Below are 17,441 nucleotides of genomic sequence, written 5' to 3'. Positions count from 1 at the left end.
GAAACGTATAATTTATGATTGGTCGGCTCGATACGTATGAATAGCCCTACTATTTTAAATAGCGATCATTGAAATAAAAAAGCAAAGTAAAAACACCGCATATTATGAGAGATACTCCCATCATACCAATAATATTTCTCACTATTGAAGGTAAAGGAACGTATCCCCCACTAAGAAAGAAGACTGTACTCAATCCTGTAACAATGTATAGTGTACTTACCAAAAAAGGATGTTTACTATTTCTCATTGATAGGCTCCATGTTGGAAGATCTTGGCTGAAACTCTGATCTCTCAACATCTCTCTTACCCTAAGACAGACGCTGTGATTTAAAGAACGCTTTTTTTCTTTTTTCGTAATCCCGAGCCAGGTTTCGAGCCTGCTCCCATTGCGAAAAATAGCGATCACTTTGAACTTTAAACCACGTATCGTAGCCTCTCGTACCTACGTCTTCAAAGCTTCCACCCAGGATATAGATATATCTCTCCCACTCTACAATCATGAATGCCAGTTCTTGATCTAATTCAAAATAAGGGACATCAATATGTCCATACGGAACGAGAAAATCTGGCCGACTGAGAACTTCTGATGTGTAGCGAGTTGACTTCTCGTAATACTCCAATCCTCCTAATGATCCAAGAGATGGACTAAAAAAGCTGGCTTCAAACTCTAGCTCCTCTTCCTTTTGCAGTTCATAATAAATAGCAGCACTCATTATAACCTCAAAATCATCGATAACTGGAAAAATTTCAGGACGCAGTTGATCTAAATCGACCCGATTCTCTTTAAACGCTCTATATCGTTCCAGACTCACTGGTGATGTAGGGGTATAGGCAAGATGCAGATAATGGTATGGCAATGGTCTTTCGTTCTTCCATATCCCTTGAAATTCTGAGAAGGGATAAGCAGGACCACCTAAAATCTTTTCTCCCCACAATCCATTGGTATAGTTCATCAAAATACCTCCTCTGTTGCTCAAAATGAAGCGATTTTTAGAAAGATACACCCTTGAAACAAGGGAACCTATAGGAGATCCATGTTTAAATCACGACTATCAAAAGATATACCCGCTCTTTGGAGGCGAAGAAGTTGCTCGAGCGTAAAAGATGCGAAGAAATTATTTGTTACTATTCAAAAAGCCATTTCCTAGCGTGGGGAATATGTACTATACGTCCAATAAAATATAATACACACCATGATAAAACCTAGACGTGTTATAGAGAGAGAAGGAGGAAATAATAATTTATACAAGCAGATGATGATTAATAATATGAATAATGTTACCATCGAATAGTATCCGAATCCTGAAAATTTAGCAGGAGATAAGCGATATTGAATCCCATAATTGCAAAAAGCAATTATATAAATAAAATACTCATAAAAAAGCACTGGCCTGTTCTTCGGCTCAAATCTTTCGTCCTTATCCAATGAACCCATCGGGAAATAAATAATTTTCATTACGACCTTAAGAATATTTTTTATGTTCATCGATATCTCTCTCATTTCTAAATATGAAGACTAACTTTCTCGCTTTCAGATAGAAACGCATGAATTTACATTTCTCTTCAAAAAAGGTCTCTAGAGTCATTCTTTGTGCGCTTCTTGTAAGGTTTATGCCCTGTAATGAACATAAACCTTCGTCTAAACCACCATTCCTAATCTCTTTGCTAGCTGGCTATCAAGGATGGGATATATTTTTTCCTGGGGCACAAGCAAATGTTGATAAGGGTATTCTCTGGCAAATTGCGACTGTTGCTTCACAAATGGAGTAATATCCTCTATATCGATGATCCAATCCCTGGCATACTGCTTGAGAACTTCATCTCGTAGCCCTAATTGAAGGGCGCGTCGTTCACATTTTTGCCCTGATGGATCATGATCTGGGTCCCACTGCAAGCGAACAGAAGAGCTTTTTAGAGCTTGCTTCCAGTTCTCCATTGATCCATAGAGAGTCTCAACATAGGTTGAAAGAACAGCTTGCGCGAGAATAGTATCGAAGGCTGAACGCTTGAGGTGAATGGCAAGGACGACTTCCTGTCCCTCTTTGCTGGCCCAGCCGCATCGATACATCATCCATAAAAAGCCTGGCTTGATCCAGCTCATTCTCGACAAGGAAAACTCCCCACCAAAATAATGGTGTCTGGCAGCAAAATGTCCAATGCCTGGACGATACGCTTGATACACGATCACTGAGCTATCAGTATAGTGAGCAAGAATCTGCGAACCCGATTGAGGCCAGCGGTTCGCCTGTACAAGATATGGTTCAGTAATGATATTCATAGGTTTTCAATACGCCTACCTTTGGAATAAATCGCGACCATTCGCTATCCAATAACGTTCCTCTTCTGGTATCTCTGCGACAAAATCATGACGACGACCAATCCAACCATCGGGAACATACATCTCAAAGCTGAATGGTTCAGGAAAAATAGAAGAAAACTGTTTCTTATCGAAGTTTATCAAAAAGCAAGGGATAAAATCCAACATATCATCATATGATTCTTTCAACTCATCCCATTCTAGCATCATTTCTATTAGTTTACTGGTTGGCACGCGCATATCTTCTATGCAAGAGAGAAATTGTGCTGCTGTTTTTTCATTTAAGACGGCAATATCGAAACGTTCTTTATACGGTTCTGGATTAACGTATCTGTTCTTAAGAGGTATACCAATGGATGATAGTTCCGTATACTTTACATAATCCAAAAACCAATATTCTCGATCTGTTATATACCAGGAGAATACATCACGAAAAATGACGCCAACAACAATAATTTGGGCGTATTCTGGGTAAGAATAACCCATCAGCTGATCCTTTCATACTAGTGAGTAGTATATCTCGCACTTTTGGCTTTCAAGACGCGCAACAAGAGGCGGGCGATGATTCCGTAGAAACTTTTTATCTGGTTGCATGAACATTTCTGCCTCCTCATTGGTCTAGAAACGACCGGACGGCCTCAGGCGAAAACCCGGCAGAGGCCTGCCAGATAGATCGTCTCAATGGGCCTCTTCTCAGGAGTCGCTAGCCGTATCCGCAAGAAAAAGTAGAGATCTAGATGTTTCTTAATGAGGCACAAATGCCGCTTCTTTTGCTTCTATAGCAACAAGATCGTTATCACAAAAAAGAAACTCGATAGTTTTATAGATGACGACATGATTTATTTTTCTATCCCTTTCTACATAAATGATAAACCCATTTTCTGTTTCTTGAACATAATTAATATAACTTGTAGGAATCATTTCTAGCACAGGCAGACCCTCTTCTTTTTGAACTTGACTATCGAAAGAGCACAAAGGCTCTTTTCCTACTTTTGGATACATACTCTCAATTTCGCTAAATATCCCATCTAAACTCAACCACAATATGGATCGAAGTCCGAAATAATAGTATTTTTCGGTTTCTGCAATAGGATTACACTTAATATAGTAAACAAAAGAGTCTTTGACAAATTTTGCTTCTATTAACACGTCACTCTCTTGAATCCCTATAAGTTTTGTCATAGATTCTCTCCCTCCTCAATGGAAAAAGACGTATGTTTTATGCAACCGAAATGACAACACTCGTCCTTTCGACCCTCTCTATGGGAGTCCAGTCTTGAATAAACGAGAAAAGCTGGGACCCTGGAATCTTTTGACGGACAGCTTCAGAAGCAATCACATTATCACCAAGTATCCCAATCACCGTATCTTGTACCAGCGGTATCTGAACAACGCGAATATCTTCTATCGTACATCCTTTTTCACCACCTAACACATGCGTTGTAGTAAATCTATGGAACCGAATTGCTTTTTGCCTTTCATCATTTATTATTCCATCCTGCTTGATAGCTTCATCGATAGAATGTCGAACCAAAACTTCTTGCATGCCATTGGCATCACCGACAAGAACCGTGTTGGTTCCCACAGAACAGATTTCAATAGAGTCAGGGAAGCATTGCCAGGTGGTACAGATAAATCCTCCCTGTGGTTCCACATTGGTTGCTCTTGCGGTATCGATAAGGATACGCGGGGTCTGACCTCTCTCATGGCTCTCCAACCAACTGACTTCTTGCAGAACGCGACTGGCAAATGCCAGGCCTGCATGCCTTCCTGTCCACATATTTCCATAGATGGCTCGAACAACAATTCCATGCTCTGCCATATTCACCACAATCCACCTACGAATTGTTTTCTCTACAATAGAGTGTGTGACAATTCTCTGTTTACGTTGCTCTTTGTCCATTTTTACTCAACTCCTGTCCTTTATTAATAGGTCTGGTTAAAGCTATTCGTGAATGAGATTCACCACCGGCATGACAATTGATTATTAAGAAATAATGTTTATACACAAAATAAAAATTTAATAATATATGATCAAACCTTCAATACCTGTGCATATAGCAGAAAAACTTATAGTTGAAAGCATGAACACGACTAATAAAACTGTATCATTTTTTAGTCTTCTTGAAAAAATTACCGATAAACTCATTGCGAACACAATACTTCCCACAATCAGGAGTGTACGAGAAATGATGTGTCTCATCTCTGGTAAAAGGAAGGGAAACCCAATAAAACCAGGAAGAAATAAAGCAAGATACATAAAAGCATTAATAATCCTTTCAATTATACGTTTTATTATTTTGCTTTTTCCATGCATTTTTATTCGCAAGATCAAGGTAAAGACTCCGAGTAAAAAAAAGAGCAGGCTATATAAAAGTAGTGTTACATACATCCGTTATTCCTTTCTGTCAGGCTCTCAGGTGAACAAATGAAAATACGATTATTCTTGAGACTGGTGCTCTTCGCCATCTGTAAAAAGCTACCTATCACACTGCCCAGACCAGACGATTCAGCTCGTCATAACAGAAATTCTGGGTTTCACTTCCTCCTGAGTTACTCTGGTCTGGAACCACTCCATAGGTGCTGTTCACACTCTTGACAGTGCCAACGGGATCATAGCTTCTTAAGGAGCTGAACAGCGTTTCTGTCGCGTTACTTCCACTTTGCCAGGTGGCCGTCGTTCCCGAAGGACGGCGATTCCCATCATAACTAAACTGATCATCCACCAGCGCATTGCCAGTCGTGTCGTCATTTGAAAATGGAGATCGCTTGTCAGACCATGAACGGGCTCAAACGAGAGGGTAGCGAGATTGGCGACACCAGTCGCGTTATTGCTTCATCCTTTTTACCTGGCCTGTTGTACTATCATAGGCCTGCGTAAAGATATAACTACCAGTTCCATTGGCTCTCGTCTGAGTCGTAGTGACCTGATTGGCATCGTTATCGGCTTACTCCTCATTGCCAGTTGAGGAAACGCGTTATTGTTTCTTTCGCTGCTCTTCATACGCTCGTGAGAGCTGCCGGGCATGCTCCCATTGGGAAAAATAGCGATTCTTCTCCACTTTGAACCAATTTTTATATCCTTTCGTGCCAGCTTCCTCATAGGTACCATTCAGGACATAGATATATCCATCTGCCTCCATCACCATAAAAGCATATGATTGCCCAAAATCATAGTAGGGGAATGTGAGTGTTCCCCAAGGAATGACGGTCTCTGCCTGACTCATAATAGCTGTAGTATAGTCCTCATGTGTATAATAGCAGAAACCAGCCAGGTACCCACGAGATGGGCTAAAAAAACAAGCCGTATAGTCGAAATCGTTTTCCTGGTTTTCAGATTCAAAGAGAGGTGCCCGCATCACAACCTCAAAGTCATCAATACAGGGAAAACGCTCGAGCTGCAGTTGAGTAACATCGAACTCATTCTTTTTCAGGATCTGTTCACGCTTTTCTGGGGTAAGAAAGGGAGTCTGTGAATAAATCATGTGATAGTGACGATAAGGGAGCGGAGTTTCGTTATGCCAACGCGGCGGGTACTCCCCCTCAGAATAGGTTGGACCACCTAAAAAAGTGACACCCACAATTTTTCCATGATATTTCATCTGATCTGGTCCTTTCCACATTAAAGAGTGGCTCCTGTTCAGGGGCAGGTGAGAGATTTCCCTCTATCCACTCAATGGTCCTTCTTTCACCAGAGCAAGGATGTTCCTCAAGATCAACGTCGTCTCTGAGAGAGCATGTGCCGGTTCCTCCTGAGCCCCTTTCTTCGATGAAGATCAGGGTTAGCCAGCTGCTGCCTGATGAGATCAACCAGGGCTTCACTATCCTCATAAGCATCATGAAAGGTGAGGGGTTTACGGTTGATACGCTGAAGTTTATACCTCTTTCTCTTTCCTGTCTCTATTTGTAGTGTTCCTATTACTTCATCCCAAAGCGTAACATCTACCGCTTTTAGGGAGATCGCTAACAGACCTTTTGTACAGACAAGGAGAGATGTTGGGATGCTCTGAGCAATCATATTTCTCTTAAGCAGCCAGTTCACACAACCGATCAGACCGGAAATAATACCAGCGAGTCCCAGCAGGAGCCTGAATTGTAGATCTCCGATCTGACCTTGAAATAACGGAGCAAGAAAAAGAAGAACGATTGCAAGGGCGATTAGGATCGAAAAAATGATAAAGTCGAGCAACAGACGCCTATACACCTGCCAGAAACGTATCCATTGTGGAAACATGGTATAGCGTGCAAGCGGTTGACCAACTTGATATTGCTCTGCCAAATCATGGGTTGTCATAGAAAGATCATTTTGCTGTCCAGGCTCCATACGTATCCTCCTGCTTACCTTAGGCATATTGTCCATTTTATTTGTTAGAGCTAGCTATTAAAAAAGTGTGAGAGAAGCCGAGCGCAGTATCTGCCAACCCTCGTCGACCACGACAACACCAGCTACGACGGCTCCTACAGATGAATTGGCAAGAGATAGCATAGCGCATTTGCCATCTCTGATGAAACGCCAGGCCTATACGTTCAAGCTCCTATTGCCGAGTGGCAGATACATTTTTATATGCTTTTATGAATGCGTAACCATCTTTTACTACCAATAACAGCCCTCCTACAATGAGCAAGATCGCTACTGCATATATCGCCACGGTCAGATTATTCTGTCTTGCAGCATTGTTGGCCTGCGTATGATCAACGTTAGCGACACAGTGGTTTCCGCTCAAATGTGTCCCGCTACCACACTGAGATATATCAGCGACACATTGGTTTCCGCTCAAATGTGTCCCATTACCACACGGGAATTCTTGTGTCGAAGTTGGATCAGTAACCATGTAGCGATCGAGGGAACTTTGTGGTGATAGAGAATGACGCTCACTCGTCCAACTTACGGCTCTTCCTACCAGACGCAGATTGCCATCGTAGGTCAACCGATCATCTGGCCAGTTGCTAAAAATACTGCCCATAAGAAGAAAACTTATGATCAATAGGAAAACGAGAGCGAGATGATGTCGACGCGAGAAGAAACGCAAAAAAGCGTGAATGAAAGGACGCACTTTGAGCGATCCACAATCCTTGTGAGCAAACAGCATAAGAAGCCTCCACTTCGGCCAAACGTAGTATCTCCTTACCTGAATAAAACGCCAGGTCAGGAGAAAACTAGAGGTATCCACCCATTTAAAAATCAAGGAAATGCTTTCTTTTTCGGGTTGATTCATCAATAATCAGGAATATACGTATTACCCAGACCCCAATTTGGTGAGCTTTTCTCAGTATTTCTTTTCCAGGGGGTCGCTCAAAAATCAGGGATGACTCATCTCTCTTCTTTTTTCTCTACCTCCTCTAAACCTATAGGAGATCCATGTTTAAATCACAACTATCAAAAGATATACCCGCTCTTTGGAGGCGAAGAAGTTGCTCGAGCGTAAAAAAAGAGGGGGGATCTGTGGGATTCCATCCGATACATGGCCACTTTTGAGCACAAAGGATGGCAAAATCCACGGCAAGGAGATTGCTTGAGGGATTGCTGAGCGGTTCTATGATAAAACAGTGTTGGGGTTTTGCTCCTAACATGGTGGCTATGTGTTCCAGTGTCTCCGGTTCATCCTCTGCTAAACTCCTTAACGCAGTGGGATCGAAAAAGATAATGAGCTGTTGCCCTGTTTTCTCATCATTGAAATAGCCTTCACAAAAACCCTCAAAATCTATTTTTCCTCCAACTGACTGACTTATTGTTCCTCCAACTGACTGAATGAATAGCATAAAGTCTTTTTTGGAGAGCTTTTCTTCACTTGTCACGACAGCTAAATCCGATCCCATAGCTCGTTCCTTTCTTTATTCACCTGCACGTTGACGAAGTAAGTCCATTAGATTATCTGACCCAGTGACGGCGAAAAACCTGCTATTTTGTTCGGGGGTCAATGGTGCTCGAATGGCCCTGAGAACTGGGATTGCTCAAGGCACCTATTGGCCGTTGAGAACGCCATGAGTCTCTGTCAGCGCCCTGGTGCTTTTTCCCTCATGCCTTCCAGTTTTAGTTTGTATCATAGAGCTTCTCATAATCCAGATGATCATTATAGATCTCGTTTCTCCTCAAATTGTCTGAAGCAACGTTGTCTACCAGCGTCTGGCTTTCCTCTTCAGACAATCCATACACCGTCTGCAATACCCCCCTGACTTCTTGTTCCAATTGCTTATTGACGAATACCTCATGAGAGATATCAGCAAATCGTTCGTCCGCTTTGAGAGCCCCCAGAGCCAGATACACCATGGCCAGTCTTCGATACAAACCTGGGAGCGGCATCCCATGGCAGACCCCCATCGCTCCTCTTCTCCCTAAGGTATACATCAGGACATCTTGTATTTCATTATCAGGACCATAGCGTGGATGCTTTTCCCACAGATGAAAGAGGTAACGGCGAAGAATTGGGACTACTTCTGGCGATCCCCAGGTGGCAAAGAACCTCGTCAGGTAGACTTTCTGGTGATCATACCAGTAGAGAACTTCTCTAGGAGGCAAGCCCATCTCATCGACAGGGCACTCAGTGCGGAAATACTCTTCCAGCACGGGTAACGCCCGTTCATTTTTTCGCAAGGCTAAGCAGTTGGCCGAGGCGCAACGCTCAAAGAGATCTGGACTCTCTAAGAATGGCAGTAACACCTCGTCGGCTTCAGGCAGATGGCTATGACCAATGGCAAAGAGAGCAACAAGGCGATCAGCCCCCTGAGCTTCGCGCAGGACCCGGAGAAAGGTCGCGTCCGACAGCCCTCCCCAACGGAGTGCAAAAGCATCCATGGCCTCAAAAATCAACTCATGATAGGGCCGCCAGTGGTTCTCTTTCTCTTCATCCGTCCGATCATCATAGCTGACCCAGATAAAGGCACGAGCAACGTTGCGAGGATAGATGTGACTGAAGTACCCTTCATCATCAGTAAAGGCTTCATCCTTCCATATATCAATGGTGTTACTCCAGATACTCACGGGATGGCTTCTTTCTTTTATGGAGAAGATCTCTCGTTGAGAGAATCTTCTCTATCTGAGCATTTTTCTTCAGCAAGGGTTCAATGAAGGCAGATCGTCTCTCTAATAATTCAGAAGGGCGGAGAAAACAATGCATTTTCTGTCCACACAATCAAACGAACTGTAATTCAAGTTTCGAAAGACGTAGATAGTCCTGGTCTTTTTGGGTCTGGGTCCTGTACCACGACTCTGAGGTAACATCTAATGTTGTTTGTTGCCACGCTCCAAATATTGCTTTTTGCCAACCATCTGAAGACAAGAAGCTATAATGGCTTTCAATACGAGAGACCTCACGTGCGAAAAAATATACATTTTATTCTATATACTAATCATTTTATATCTACATTCTTTTTCTCACTACAATCTGGATCACTTTTATACTGATAACAAAGTGAAAAAAAAGCAGAAGAAAAAGCCCTGAAGACTCTACAATAGTAAGGAATGTGTCAACTACGAATACGCCCTTGGGTTGCAAAAAATGGCGCTCCAATAGAGAGTTAACGGGACTTAATACTTGGAAAGCTACACCCAATCCCATAAGAATGAATAAGTTTTTATACCAGGGAAGAGGCTTGCCTTCCAGATGCTCCTCTCGTTGCACTCGTATTCCAATATATATAAAAAGTACACATCCTATAAGACCCTCTAATGTTGAGAAAAGAATAGCAATAATAAAAAAAAGTCGAATCTGATGAAGATCATAAAGTACGCCTACTATCACTGCACTAAAGAGGACAATAATAAAGTTCCACATCCTCTTTTTTAAAAACATGAGAAAGAATCCTTCCACTTCACTTGTCGCATGATTATCCACCACATCCACCAGCGCATTGCCAGTCGTGTCGTCATTTGAAAATGGAGATCGCTGGTCAGACCATGAACGGGCTCAAACGAGAGGGTAGCGAGATTAGCGACACCAGTCGCGTTATCGCTTCACCCTTTTAACTGGCCTGTTGTACTATCATAGACCTGCGTAAAGATCAATGTCGTCTCTGAGAGAGCATGTACCGGTTCCTCCTGAGCCCCTTTCTTCGATGAAGACCAGGGGGAGGGGCGGCACTCATCCATGTCTTTCTCAAAGCAGAAAAAAGAGGAGGTACTGAATTTAGCAATACAACAATCACGAGAATGAACGCAGTATTTAATAAACCAATTGCACTCGTAAATAGAACCATAAAAATGATATGTATTGGCAAGCCCCAGGGATTCCAGCCTAAAATATAATAGAAAATTAAGAATGAAATATGATAAAATGAAACTAGAAAAAATATTTCGCTCTTATTATTCACAATATCCCTCGGAACAAAATTTTCATTCCTTCGAGAGAAATATTTAACAAACCATATAAATAGACTGCAGACCCCTATGAACATACCATATATGCACATAAACATCAGCATGTTATCACTAACTCTATTGTTTATATTTTTTATTAAAAAAATCCACGGAAAAGTAATTCCTAATAAAAAAGCAACTAAAAACAACAGGAAATGTTTATATTTCTGCAATCTCTGAATGATCATCCTGTATCCCTCCACGGATAGAACCATATGAAGTGGCGAAGAGCTCAAAGAAAGGGGTTCTCCACCAGCTAATGGGATGCGACCAGACCGGTCTTTCCTCTTCTTCTTAAAAATTGAACTGTTTTGAATGAGTAAAGAACGCAATAGGCAATTAAAATCATCAACCAGGCTAAACCGACAAAGTCTGTGAAAAGCTGCCCCCTCGAACTATAAACTTCCCGTAAGGCAACTAAAAACGTAAGTAAAGCACTTATACTTTTTGACACTTTTTCTAGTCTTTGTCCTTTATCAGCCATACTAATTCCCCTTATCATACGATAAATATTATATTAATTTATTTCCTTTAAGAATTGATCAAATCTTTCTAAAAGCTTACTCCTCTCAAATAGAGAGAATGCTTCAAACATCCAGCAAGACATGGCCATGAGATGAGAATAAGAGCAGTTCAGCGATTAGATACAATGCCAGGAGTCGATAGGATGTGATTATAGATGCACGTGCTTCTTTCCTCCAAAGCCTGCTACTGTCCTGTTTTGATTGGCTCTGAGATCAGGCATCGATGGTGCTTTACTTGTTCCCACTCAGTCATCTTGAAGAGATCAAGAAACAACAGGTATACGTACAATCAATGAAGAAAAGAAAAGAGAGAGAGGTGATTGGGATGACTATCTAAAATACGCTTCGTTGCCAGATTTGAGACATCAAAGAACATAAAAGCAGGCTCTTTCTTTTCTCGCAAGGACGTCAGCGATGAATGTCACAAGCGACCTTCAAGCGGTCTGTCTGGATAACCCTATTAATAAGTATAAACTGAAGTATACTTACTATACAAGATAGAAACGCATGAATCTACATTTCTCTTCAAAAAAGGTCTCTAGATTCATTCTTTGTGCGCTTCTTGTAAGGTTTATGCCCTGTAATGAACATAAACCTGAGTCTAAACTACCATTCCTAATCTCTTTGCTAGCTGGCTATCAAGAATGGAATAAATTTTTTCCTGGGGCACAAGCAAATGTTGATGATTGTATTCTCTAATCAGCTGCTTCTGTGCTCTGTTCTATTTTGTCAAAAAAAATTATAAGAAGTAATACAAGCAAAAACACGTGCTTGCCTCTGTTATTCAAAAAAATGCCACTCTGAACTGCGGAATGTGAGAAATAAAGGTATCTTTCACCAAAAGTGAGACAGAACCACGTTGCAGAATTCTGGGATTTACACCGCTGGGAGCGGGCTGGACCTCTCTATCATCAAAGCCCTCGGTGGCACCTATCGGGGCCGAGAGCACCTTCAACAAGGGGACTCGTATCACGTTTGGCCTGCCCCTCGCCAGCGCCAATCCCACACCGCCTACGTTGGCGCATACCCAGCCACAGCTCAGCTCAAAATAGAACTGACCCCATTGCCCGGTGAAAAAATGATCTCACTTACATCTCGACCTTCCATAGTTTGACAGTATAATCGTATTTTTCGAGATCCGACTCAAAAGCACTGGCTCCGCCCGTCGCTAGATAGCCGGTGCTTGACCAGGCTAATCCACCGATAGGATCGGACCAATATGTTACCAGCCCGGGGTGAGCTTCTATTGAAGTGACTTGTTTAAACGTAGTAAGCGACCAGAGATCAACCAATCCATCATTACGACTCACTGCAAGAAATTCCCCGTCTGGAGACAAGGCGATTAACCCATAGCTGGCTTCCTGAGGCTGGGGGCATTTCCCCAGAAGTTGGAAGGTCTGGAGATCATAAAGAACAACTCCATAGCCATCAAAAACGGCCAACTTTTTCCCATCCCTCGACATTTCAATCTCAAGTGCGATAGTCGGCAGAATTTTTTGTAACACCATCATTTGCTGAAGGGGATCAATCTGACAGACATGGGGGGTTCCGATCTCATTGGAGGCCCGAAAAACCAACTGCTTACCATCTGGAGACAAACGAAAATGGCTCACAGTCTCCTCATAGAGATCCGTACGAGTGGAATATGGATTATCATCAAAAGGCTGAGATGGAACAGGGAGAGAAAAACTTTGGCGACTTTTTACGTTCCAGAAAACAATATTTCTTCTAGCCTCGCCTGTAACTAACCAGTTTTGGTCAGCAGAGATAGCACAGTCAGTAGGTGCTGACGAAGGAAAAGTTGTAAGCAATCTTCCATCTTTTGAGGATATAAGCTGCAAAAGATAACTTTCATCACGGAATGCAATAATATTCCCATCTGATGCCAAGTGAAGTAAAAAAGCCTTAAAAAAGAGGGTATTCTCTAATTTCCAATGCCCATGCTTATTATATTGCCATATATAAATAGCATAGCTATCTGATGAAATCAGTATTTTTCCATCTTGAGAAAAACACAAACTTCGCGTTTCATCTTGTTGTTGATTAAATTGTTGAGCTAATATCACCTTCATTATTTTATCTCCTTGGATGCAGTTCAAACCAACGTGATACGAGAGAATAGGTTGACTCTTCAATGACTTATAACATTAATATAATTATGAGTCATCCTGAACTTTTTCAAAAATCCGGGATGACTCATATACAAGATAGAAACGCATGACTTTATATTTCTCTGCAAAAATATCTCTAGATTCATAACCTCCTTTCCACTCTTTACTCTTCGTAAGAGGATTCTCCGTAGCACCTTCTTTTATCTTAATACAGGCTTGCGCATCGCTATCTCTCAGTCTGTTGCGCAAGCCTTTTTGGGGTATGTTCTCCTCTAAAAGGGACGGTTTAGTATTCAATTTTCCAAAGATGAATACTAAAATCCTTGATCTCATATAATGATCCAGCAATCGCAATGATATCGCCACGGGGTGACCATGCGATACACACCACAGACGGCATTTGCTCCATTGAAGGGCCTGGGTGAGAGAGAAAGGTGCACATTAACTGACCTGTTGACACGTCCCAAATGAAGACCTTACTTTCATCATCAACACAGGCAAGCAATCTTCCATCCGGAGAAAATGCCAGGCGGAATGGCGATTCAACAGGAAACGATGCCAACTTCTGTAATGAAGAAATTTCATACAACTCAATTGCAGATTCACTTGAATGAGCAACCGCAATCACTGTTCCTAACGGGGAAATTTGACAATCCTCTGCATCAAAACGAAAGGTTGGGCGTTGAAACACATACCCCTCTGGAACAACCCTTAACAAATCGCTATCAAAACGACAGCGGTAAATAAGTCCATAATAATAAAAAAAGAGAAAATGCTCGTCGGGGGTTAAGCGCATAAGAGCGATATTCTCATATGGACGATCAGTATCTGGAAGGTAATAGCAGCGTGTTTCTAATTGGAATGTTTTCCCATCCCAGATAGACAACCAGCCCTCCTGATCATAGGTCAGGAACTTTTTTTGATCGTGAAAATAGCCATAATAACGGGTCTTCTTGTCGAAAAATGACAGGGTTTGGAGACATGCTCCTGTTGTATCTTGAAGCTCAATGCGATTCAGCGTGGTATTTTCCTTAAGGACCATAAGGTAACGCTGATCCGACTGCATCGCTACAAAGGCACCAGGTAAGGTTCGCGTAAGATGCCAATGACCCTCCTGATCCTCATGCCAAAAACGGCTCGGCCATCCTGTAGCGATAAGGACAGTTCCATCCTGCGAAAAGGTCAAAGCAGAGACATCGTCCTCCTGGTTTTCAAGACGTGCCACCTGATGGGCAACAAGAGGCTTGCGATGATTCCGTAGAAACTTTTCATGTGGTTGCATGGATATTTCTCCCTCTGTTTTAAGAACGATCGACCTCTTTCTCTTTCAGGCATTGTTCATGCTTTTCAGGGATAATACAGGGAATGTGTGAAGAAATCATGTGATAGTGACGATAAGGGAGCGGAGTTTCGTGATACCCCTGCGACAGGCTCTCCCCTCTCAGAAGAGCTTGGACCACCTGAAAGCGTGCCATCCAGATATTTTCTATGATAATTCGTTAAAATCTCAGGAGTATTTTCCAGTTCACAAAAGGACGTATGTTTTATGCAACCGAAATGACAACACTCGTCCTTTCGACCCTCTCTATGGGAGTCCAGTCTTGAATAAACGAGAAAAGCTGGGACCCTGGAATCTTTTGACGGACAGCTTCAGAAGCAATCTCATGATCACTAAGTATTCCAATCACCGTATCTTGTACCAGCGGTATCTGAACAACGCGAATGTCTTCTATCTTACATCCTTTTTCACTTCCTAACACATGTGTTACAGTAAATCTATGGAAGAGATTTGCATATTGTAGTCGCTCTCCTCGTTTTATGGCATCCTGCTTGATAACTTCATCACCAGAATGTCGAACCAAAGCTTCTTGCATGCCATTGGCATCACCAACAAGAACCGCATTGGTTCCTACAGAACAGATTTCAATAGAGTCAGGGAAGCATTGCCAGGTGGTACAGATAAATCCTCCCTGTGGTTCCACATTGGTTGCTCTTGCGGTATCGATAAGGATACGCGGGGTCTGACCTCTCTCATGGCTCTCCAACCAACTGACTTCTTGCAGAACGCGACTGGCAAATGCCAGGCCTGCATGCCTTTCTCTCCACATATTTCCATAGATGGCTCGAACAAAAATTCCATGCTCTGCCATATTCACCACAATCCACCTACGAATTGTTTTCTCCACAATAGATTGTGTGAAAATTCTCTGTTTACGTTGCTCTTTGTCCATTTTTACTCAACTCCTGTCCTTTATTAATAGGTCTGGTTGAAACTATTCACGAATGAGGTTCGCCATCCGGCATGATAATGGAGTGTTCAGAAACGGTACTTCTGAACAGAACTTAATTCAAAAAAAACATCAGACCGACAATACCCAGGCATATAGCAAGCAAACTTATGTTTAAAAATATGAACAGTACTAATGCACTTGTATTACTTTTGAGTTTTCTTGAAAAAGTGACCAATAAAATAATTGCTAACAGAAAAATACCCACAATCAGGAGCGTACGAGAAATGATCTCTCTCCTCTCGGGTGAAAGAACAGACAACCCAATATAACCAGGAAGCAATAAAGCAATAGATATAAAATTATAGCCACACCCTTCAATCCGATCTTTTATTCTTTTGCTTTTTACGTGCTGCATTTTTATGCGCAAGATCAAGGTACAGACTCCGAGGGAAAAAAAGAGCAGGCTATATAAAAGTAGCGTTACATACATCCATCATTCCTTTCTGTCAGGCTCTCAGGTGAACAAATGAAGGCCTGATTATTCTTGAGGCTGGTGCTCTCCGCCATCTGTAAAAAGCCACCAATCACACTGCCCAGACCAGGCGGTTCAGCTCGTCATAACAGAAATTCTGGGTTTCACTTCCTCCTGAGTTACTCTGGTCTGGAACCACTCCATAGGTGCTGTTCACACTCTTCACAATGCCAACGGGATCATAGCTTCGCAAGGAATATAATGCTCAACAAGAAAGAAACAAAAGAGCCCATTCATTTTGGGCAGCAAATAAAATTCTTCGCAAAAGACGATTCCGTAACTCAAGAAAAGCATCCTCCTGTTGCTTTAAACAAAGACTCATTCGCTCTGGGTATTGTCGGAGAAGCTCTGAATGGATAATCATCGTATTTTCTTCTTTAAAAGTGGTTAACTGATCATACAGAAAATAATCCAGGAGGTTTGAGGTGGTATCAATATCCTCCTGACAGGTAACAAGCTGGAAATTAAAAGGAAGCCCACCCTTCAAGGCATCTCTTATACATAACTCAAACACCCCGTGTAAAAAAAGAAGAGGCGCGGAGAGATCACTCTTTGAGAAGACGTTTATTTTTTCGAAAGGATAAAACCAATTCACTCCATTCTCTTGTAACAAAGTGGTAGAATGTTCTAACGTTTTCATTAAATGAGAAGGAAGCACGTTTGCCAGATCATGGGGAAAAGCCTGCATTGATGAATAGAATAGCTCCCAATGACCTGGTATTCTATCAGGATGCTTGATATATTCATACCATGGAGATATTTCGTCATCTCCTATGAGTACAAAATGATGCCTACGAACAATATGTACGTTATCTCTGAGCCTCAGGAAAACGTCTTCCCCTGGACCTAAGGCACAACACAGTGTATAAAAGAGACTGTGATGAAGGATATCGAGTCCAGGAAGGCTCGCTACATCTTCTGTTGTCTCAATGAGTGAAAAGAGGGGATCAAAGAGGCCCCATAAATCGGCTATCTCTGATGTGGGAGGCAGAAAAGGATAGTGATGAAGGAAGGATTGAAACCTTCTGTCATAGAAAGAATGAAAATCTATAAAATAATGAAAATCAAAGGTAGACATCAGTCGTGGGTATCCGATATAGGGCCATCGAGAAAAGTGGGATGTTTGGCTCAAGAGCTTTTTTACTGGGCGAATATTGCCATTCAAAATGTCATTCCATAGCGGAAGAAACTGTTTTGTATAAAAAGTGAGGTTAAAAGGAAGGTAATCTCTTTTTTGAGTGGACATTCATTTCTCCCTATCTATTTACCTTTATCGAGAGTTAATTATATTAAGAGAGTGAGCATTGATAGGCTATTTTAATACTATTATTATACCATATCTTAAAAGAAAACTAGTAGCATCACGCCAGGAT

Annotated in this window: 19 protein-coding genes; 1 reads left to right on the top strand and 18 read right to left on the bottom strand. The window is 41.9% G+C overall.

The window, feature by feature from the left end:
• Positions 1-308: 308 nt before the first annotated feature.
• From EL628_RS09345 to EL628_RS09320, 6 genes are all read right to left on the bottom strand, one after another.
• Complete coding sequence (locus EL628_RS09345; RefSeq protein WP_126579688.1) at positions 309-953, bottom strand: hypothetical protein; 645 nt, start codon at positions 951-953, stop codon at positions 309-311.
• Between the two features lie 686 nt (positions 954-1,639).
• Entirely contained in the window at positions 1,640-2,278 is a 639-nt protein-coding gene (locus EL628_RS09340) for a DUF4291 domain-containing protein (protein ID WP_126579687.1), read from the bottom strand.
• 15 nt (positions 2,279-2,293) lie between these two features.
• A complete protein-coding gene (locus EL628_RS09335; protein WP_126579686.1) occupies positions 2,294-2,803 on the bottom strand; it encodes a hypothetical protein in 510 nt (169 codons plus the stop codon).
• 258 nt (positions 2,804-3,061) lie between these two features.
• Positions 3,062-3,499: a hypothetical protein gene (locus EL628_RS09330; protein WP_126579685.1), complete on the bottom strand. Its 438-nt coding sequence runs from the start codon at positions 3,497-3,499 to the stop codon at positions 3,062-3,064.
• Positions 3,500-3,536: 37 nt separating this feature from the next.
• Positions 3,537-4,220, bottom strand: coding sequence for a hypothetical protein (locus EL628_RS09325; RefSeq protein ID WP_126579684.1), 684 nt, complete (start codon positions 4,218-4,220; stop codon positions 3,537-3,539).
• Between the two features lie 583 nt (positions 4,221-4,803).
• A complete protein-coding gene (locus tag EL628_RS09320; protein ID WP_126579683.1) occupies positions 4,804-5,043 on the bottom strand; it encodes a hypothetical protein in 240 nt (79 codons plus the stop codon).
• 84 nt (positions 5,044-5,127) lie between these two features.
• Between EL628_RS09320 and EL628_RS29760 the strand changes: the two genes are divergently transcribed.
• Complete coding sequence (locus tag EL628_RS29760) at positions 5,128-5,286, top strand: hypothetical protein (protein WP_161975374.1); 159 nt, start codon at positions 5,128-5,130, stop codon at positions 5,284-5,286.
• Positions 5,287-5,295: 9 nt separating this feature from the next.
• Here EL628_RS29760 and EL628_RS09315 read toward each other — a convergent pair whose 3' ends face one another.
• The 12 genes from EL628_RS09315 to EL628_RS09260 all read right to left on the bottom strand — a co-directional run bounded on the left by EL628_RS09315 (position 5,296) and on the right by EL628_RS09260 (position 17,314).
• The gene (locus tag EL628_RS09315; protein WP_126579682.1) at positions 5,296-5,940 is read right to left on the bottom strand and encodes a hypothetical protein; all 645 of its coding nucleotides are present in this window, start codon (positions 5,938-5,940) and stop codon (positions 5,296-5,298) included.
• 92 nt (positions 5,941-6,032) lie between these two features.
• The gene (locus EL628_RS09310) at positions 6,033-6,641 is read right to left on the bottom strand and encodes a DUF6585 family protein (protein WP_126579681.1); all 609 of its coding nucleotides are present in this window, start codon (positions 6,639-6,641) and stop codon (positions 6,033-6,035) included.
• Between the two features lie 211 nt (positions 6,642-6,852).
• Complete coding sequence (locus EL628_RS09305) at positions 6,853-7,407, bottom strand: hypothetical protein (protein ID WP_126579680.1); 555 nt, start codon at positions 7,405-7,407, stop codon at positions 6,853-6,855.
• A 256-nt stretch (positions 7,408-7,663) separates the two neighbouring features.
• The gene (locus EL628_RS09300) at positions 7,664-8,134 is read right to left on the bottom strand and encodes a hypothetical protein (RefSeq protein ID WP_126579679.1); all 471 of its coding nucleotides are present in this window, start codon (positions 8,132-8,134) and stop codon (positions 7,664-7,666) included.
• Positions 8,135-8,348: 214 nt separating this feature from the next.
• Positions 8,349-9,296 carry a HEAT repeat domain-containing protein gene (locus EL628_RS09295; RefSeq protein WP_126579678.1) on the bottom strand — a complete coding sequence of 316 codons (948 nt, stop codon included), beginning with the start codon at positions 9,294-9,296 and terminating at the stop codon, positions 8,349-8,351.
• Positions 9,297-9,675: 379 nt separating this feature from the next.
• Positions 9,676-10,107 carry a hypothetical protein gene (locus EL628_RS09290; protein WP_126579677.1) on the bottom strand — a complete coding sequence of 144 codons (432 nt, stop codon included), beginning with the start codon at positions 10,105-10,107 and terminating at the stop codon, positions 9,676-9,678.
• A gap of 819 nt (positions 10,108-10,926) precedes the next feature.
• The gene (locus tag EL628_RS09285) at positions 10,927-11,154 is read right to left on the bottom strand and encodes a hypothetical protein (RefSeq protein WP_126579676.1); all 228 of its coding nucleotides are present in this window, start codon (positions 11,152-11,154) and stop codon (positions 10,927-10,929) included.
• A 1,128-nt stretch (positions 11,155-12,282) separates the two neighbouring features.
• Entirely contained in the window at positions 12,283-13,266 is a 984-nt protein-coding gene (locus EL628_RS09280; RefSeq protein ID WP_126579675.1) for a WD40 repeat domain-containing protein, read from the bottom strand.
• 325 nt (positions 13,267-13,591) lie between these two features.
• Positions 13,592-14,587, bottom strand: coding sequence for a WD40 repeat domain-containing protein (locus EL628_RS09275; RefSeq protein ID WP_126579674.1), 996 nt, complete (start codon positions 14,585-14,587; stop codon positions 13,592-13,594).
• A gap of 262 nt (positions 14,588-14,849) precedes the next feature.
• Positions 14,850-15,536, bottom strand: a complete 687-nt coding sequence (locus EL628_RS09270) for a hypothetical protein (protein ID WP_126579673.1) — start codon at positions 15,534-15,536, stop codon at positions 14,850-14,852.
• A 112-nt stretch (positions 15,537-15,648) separates the two neighbouring features.
• Positions 15,649-16,026, bottom strand: a complete 378-nt coding sequence (locus EL628_RS09265) for a hypothetical protein (RefSeq protein ID WP_126579672.1) — start codon at positions 16,024-16,026, stop codon at positions 15,649-15,651.
• A gap of 247 nt (positions 16,027-16,273) precedes the next feature.
• Positions 16,274-17,314, bottom strand: coding sequence for a hypothetical protein (locus EL628_RS09260; protein WP_126579671.1), 1,041 nt, complete (start codon positions 17,312-17,314; stop codon positions 16,274-16,276).
• Positions 17,315-17,441: the final 127 nt, after the last annotated feature.

The organism is Tengunoibacter tsumagoiensis (assembly GCF_003967535.1).
GTDB classification, from domain to species: Bacteria; Chloroflexota; Ktedonobacteria; order Ktedonobacterales; family Ktedonobacteraceae; genus Tengunoibacter; species Tengunoibacter tsumagoiensis.
The sequence above is the reverse complement of the archived record's forward strand: the minus strand, read 5'-3'. Positions and strand labels throughout refer to the sequence as shown.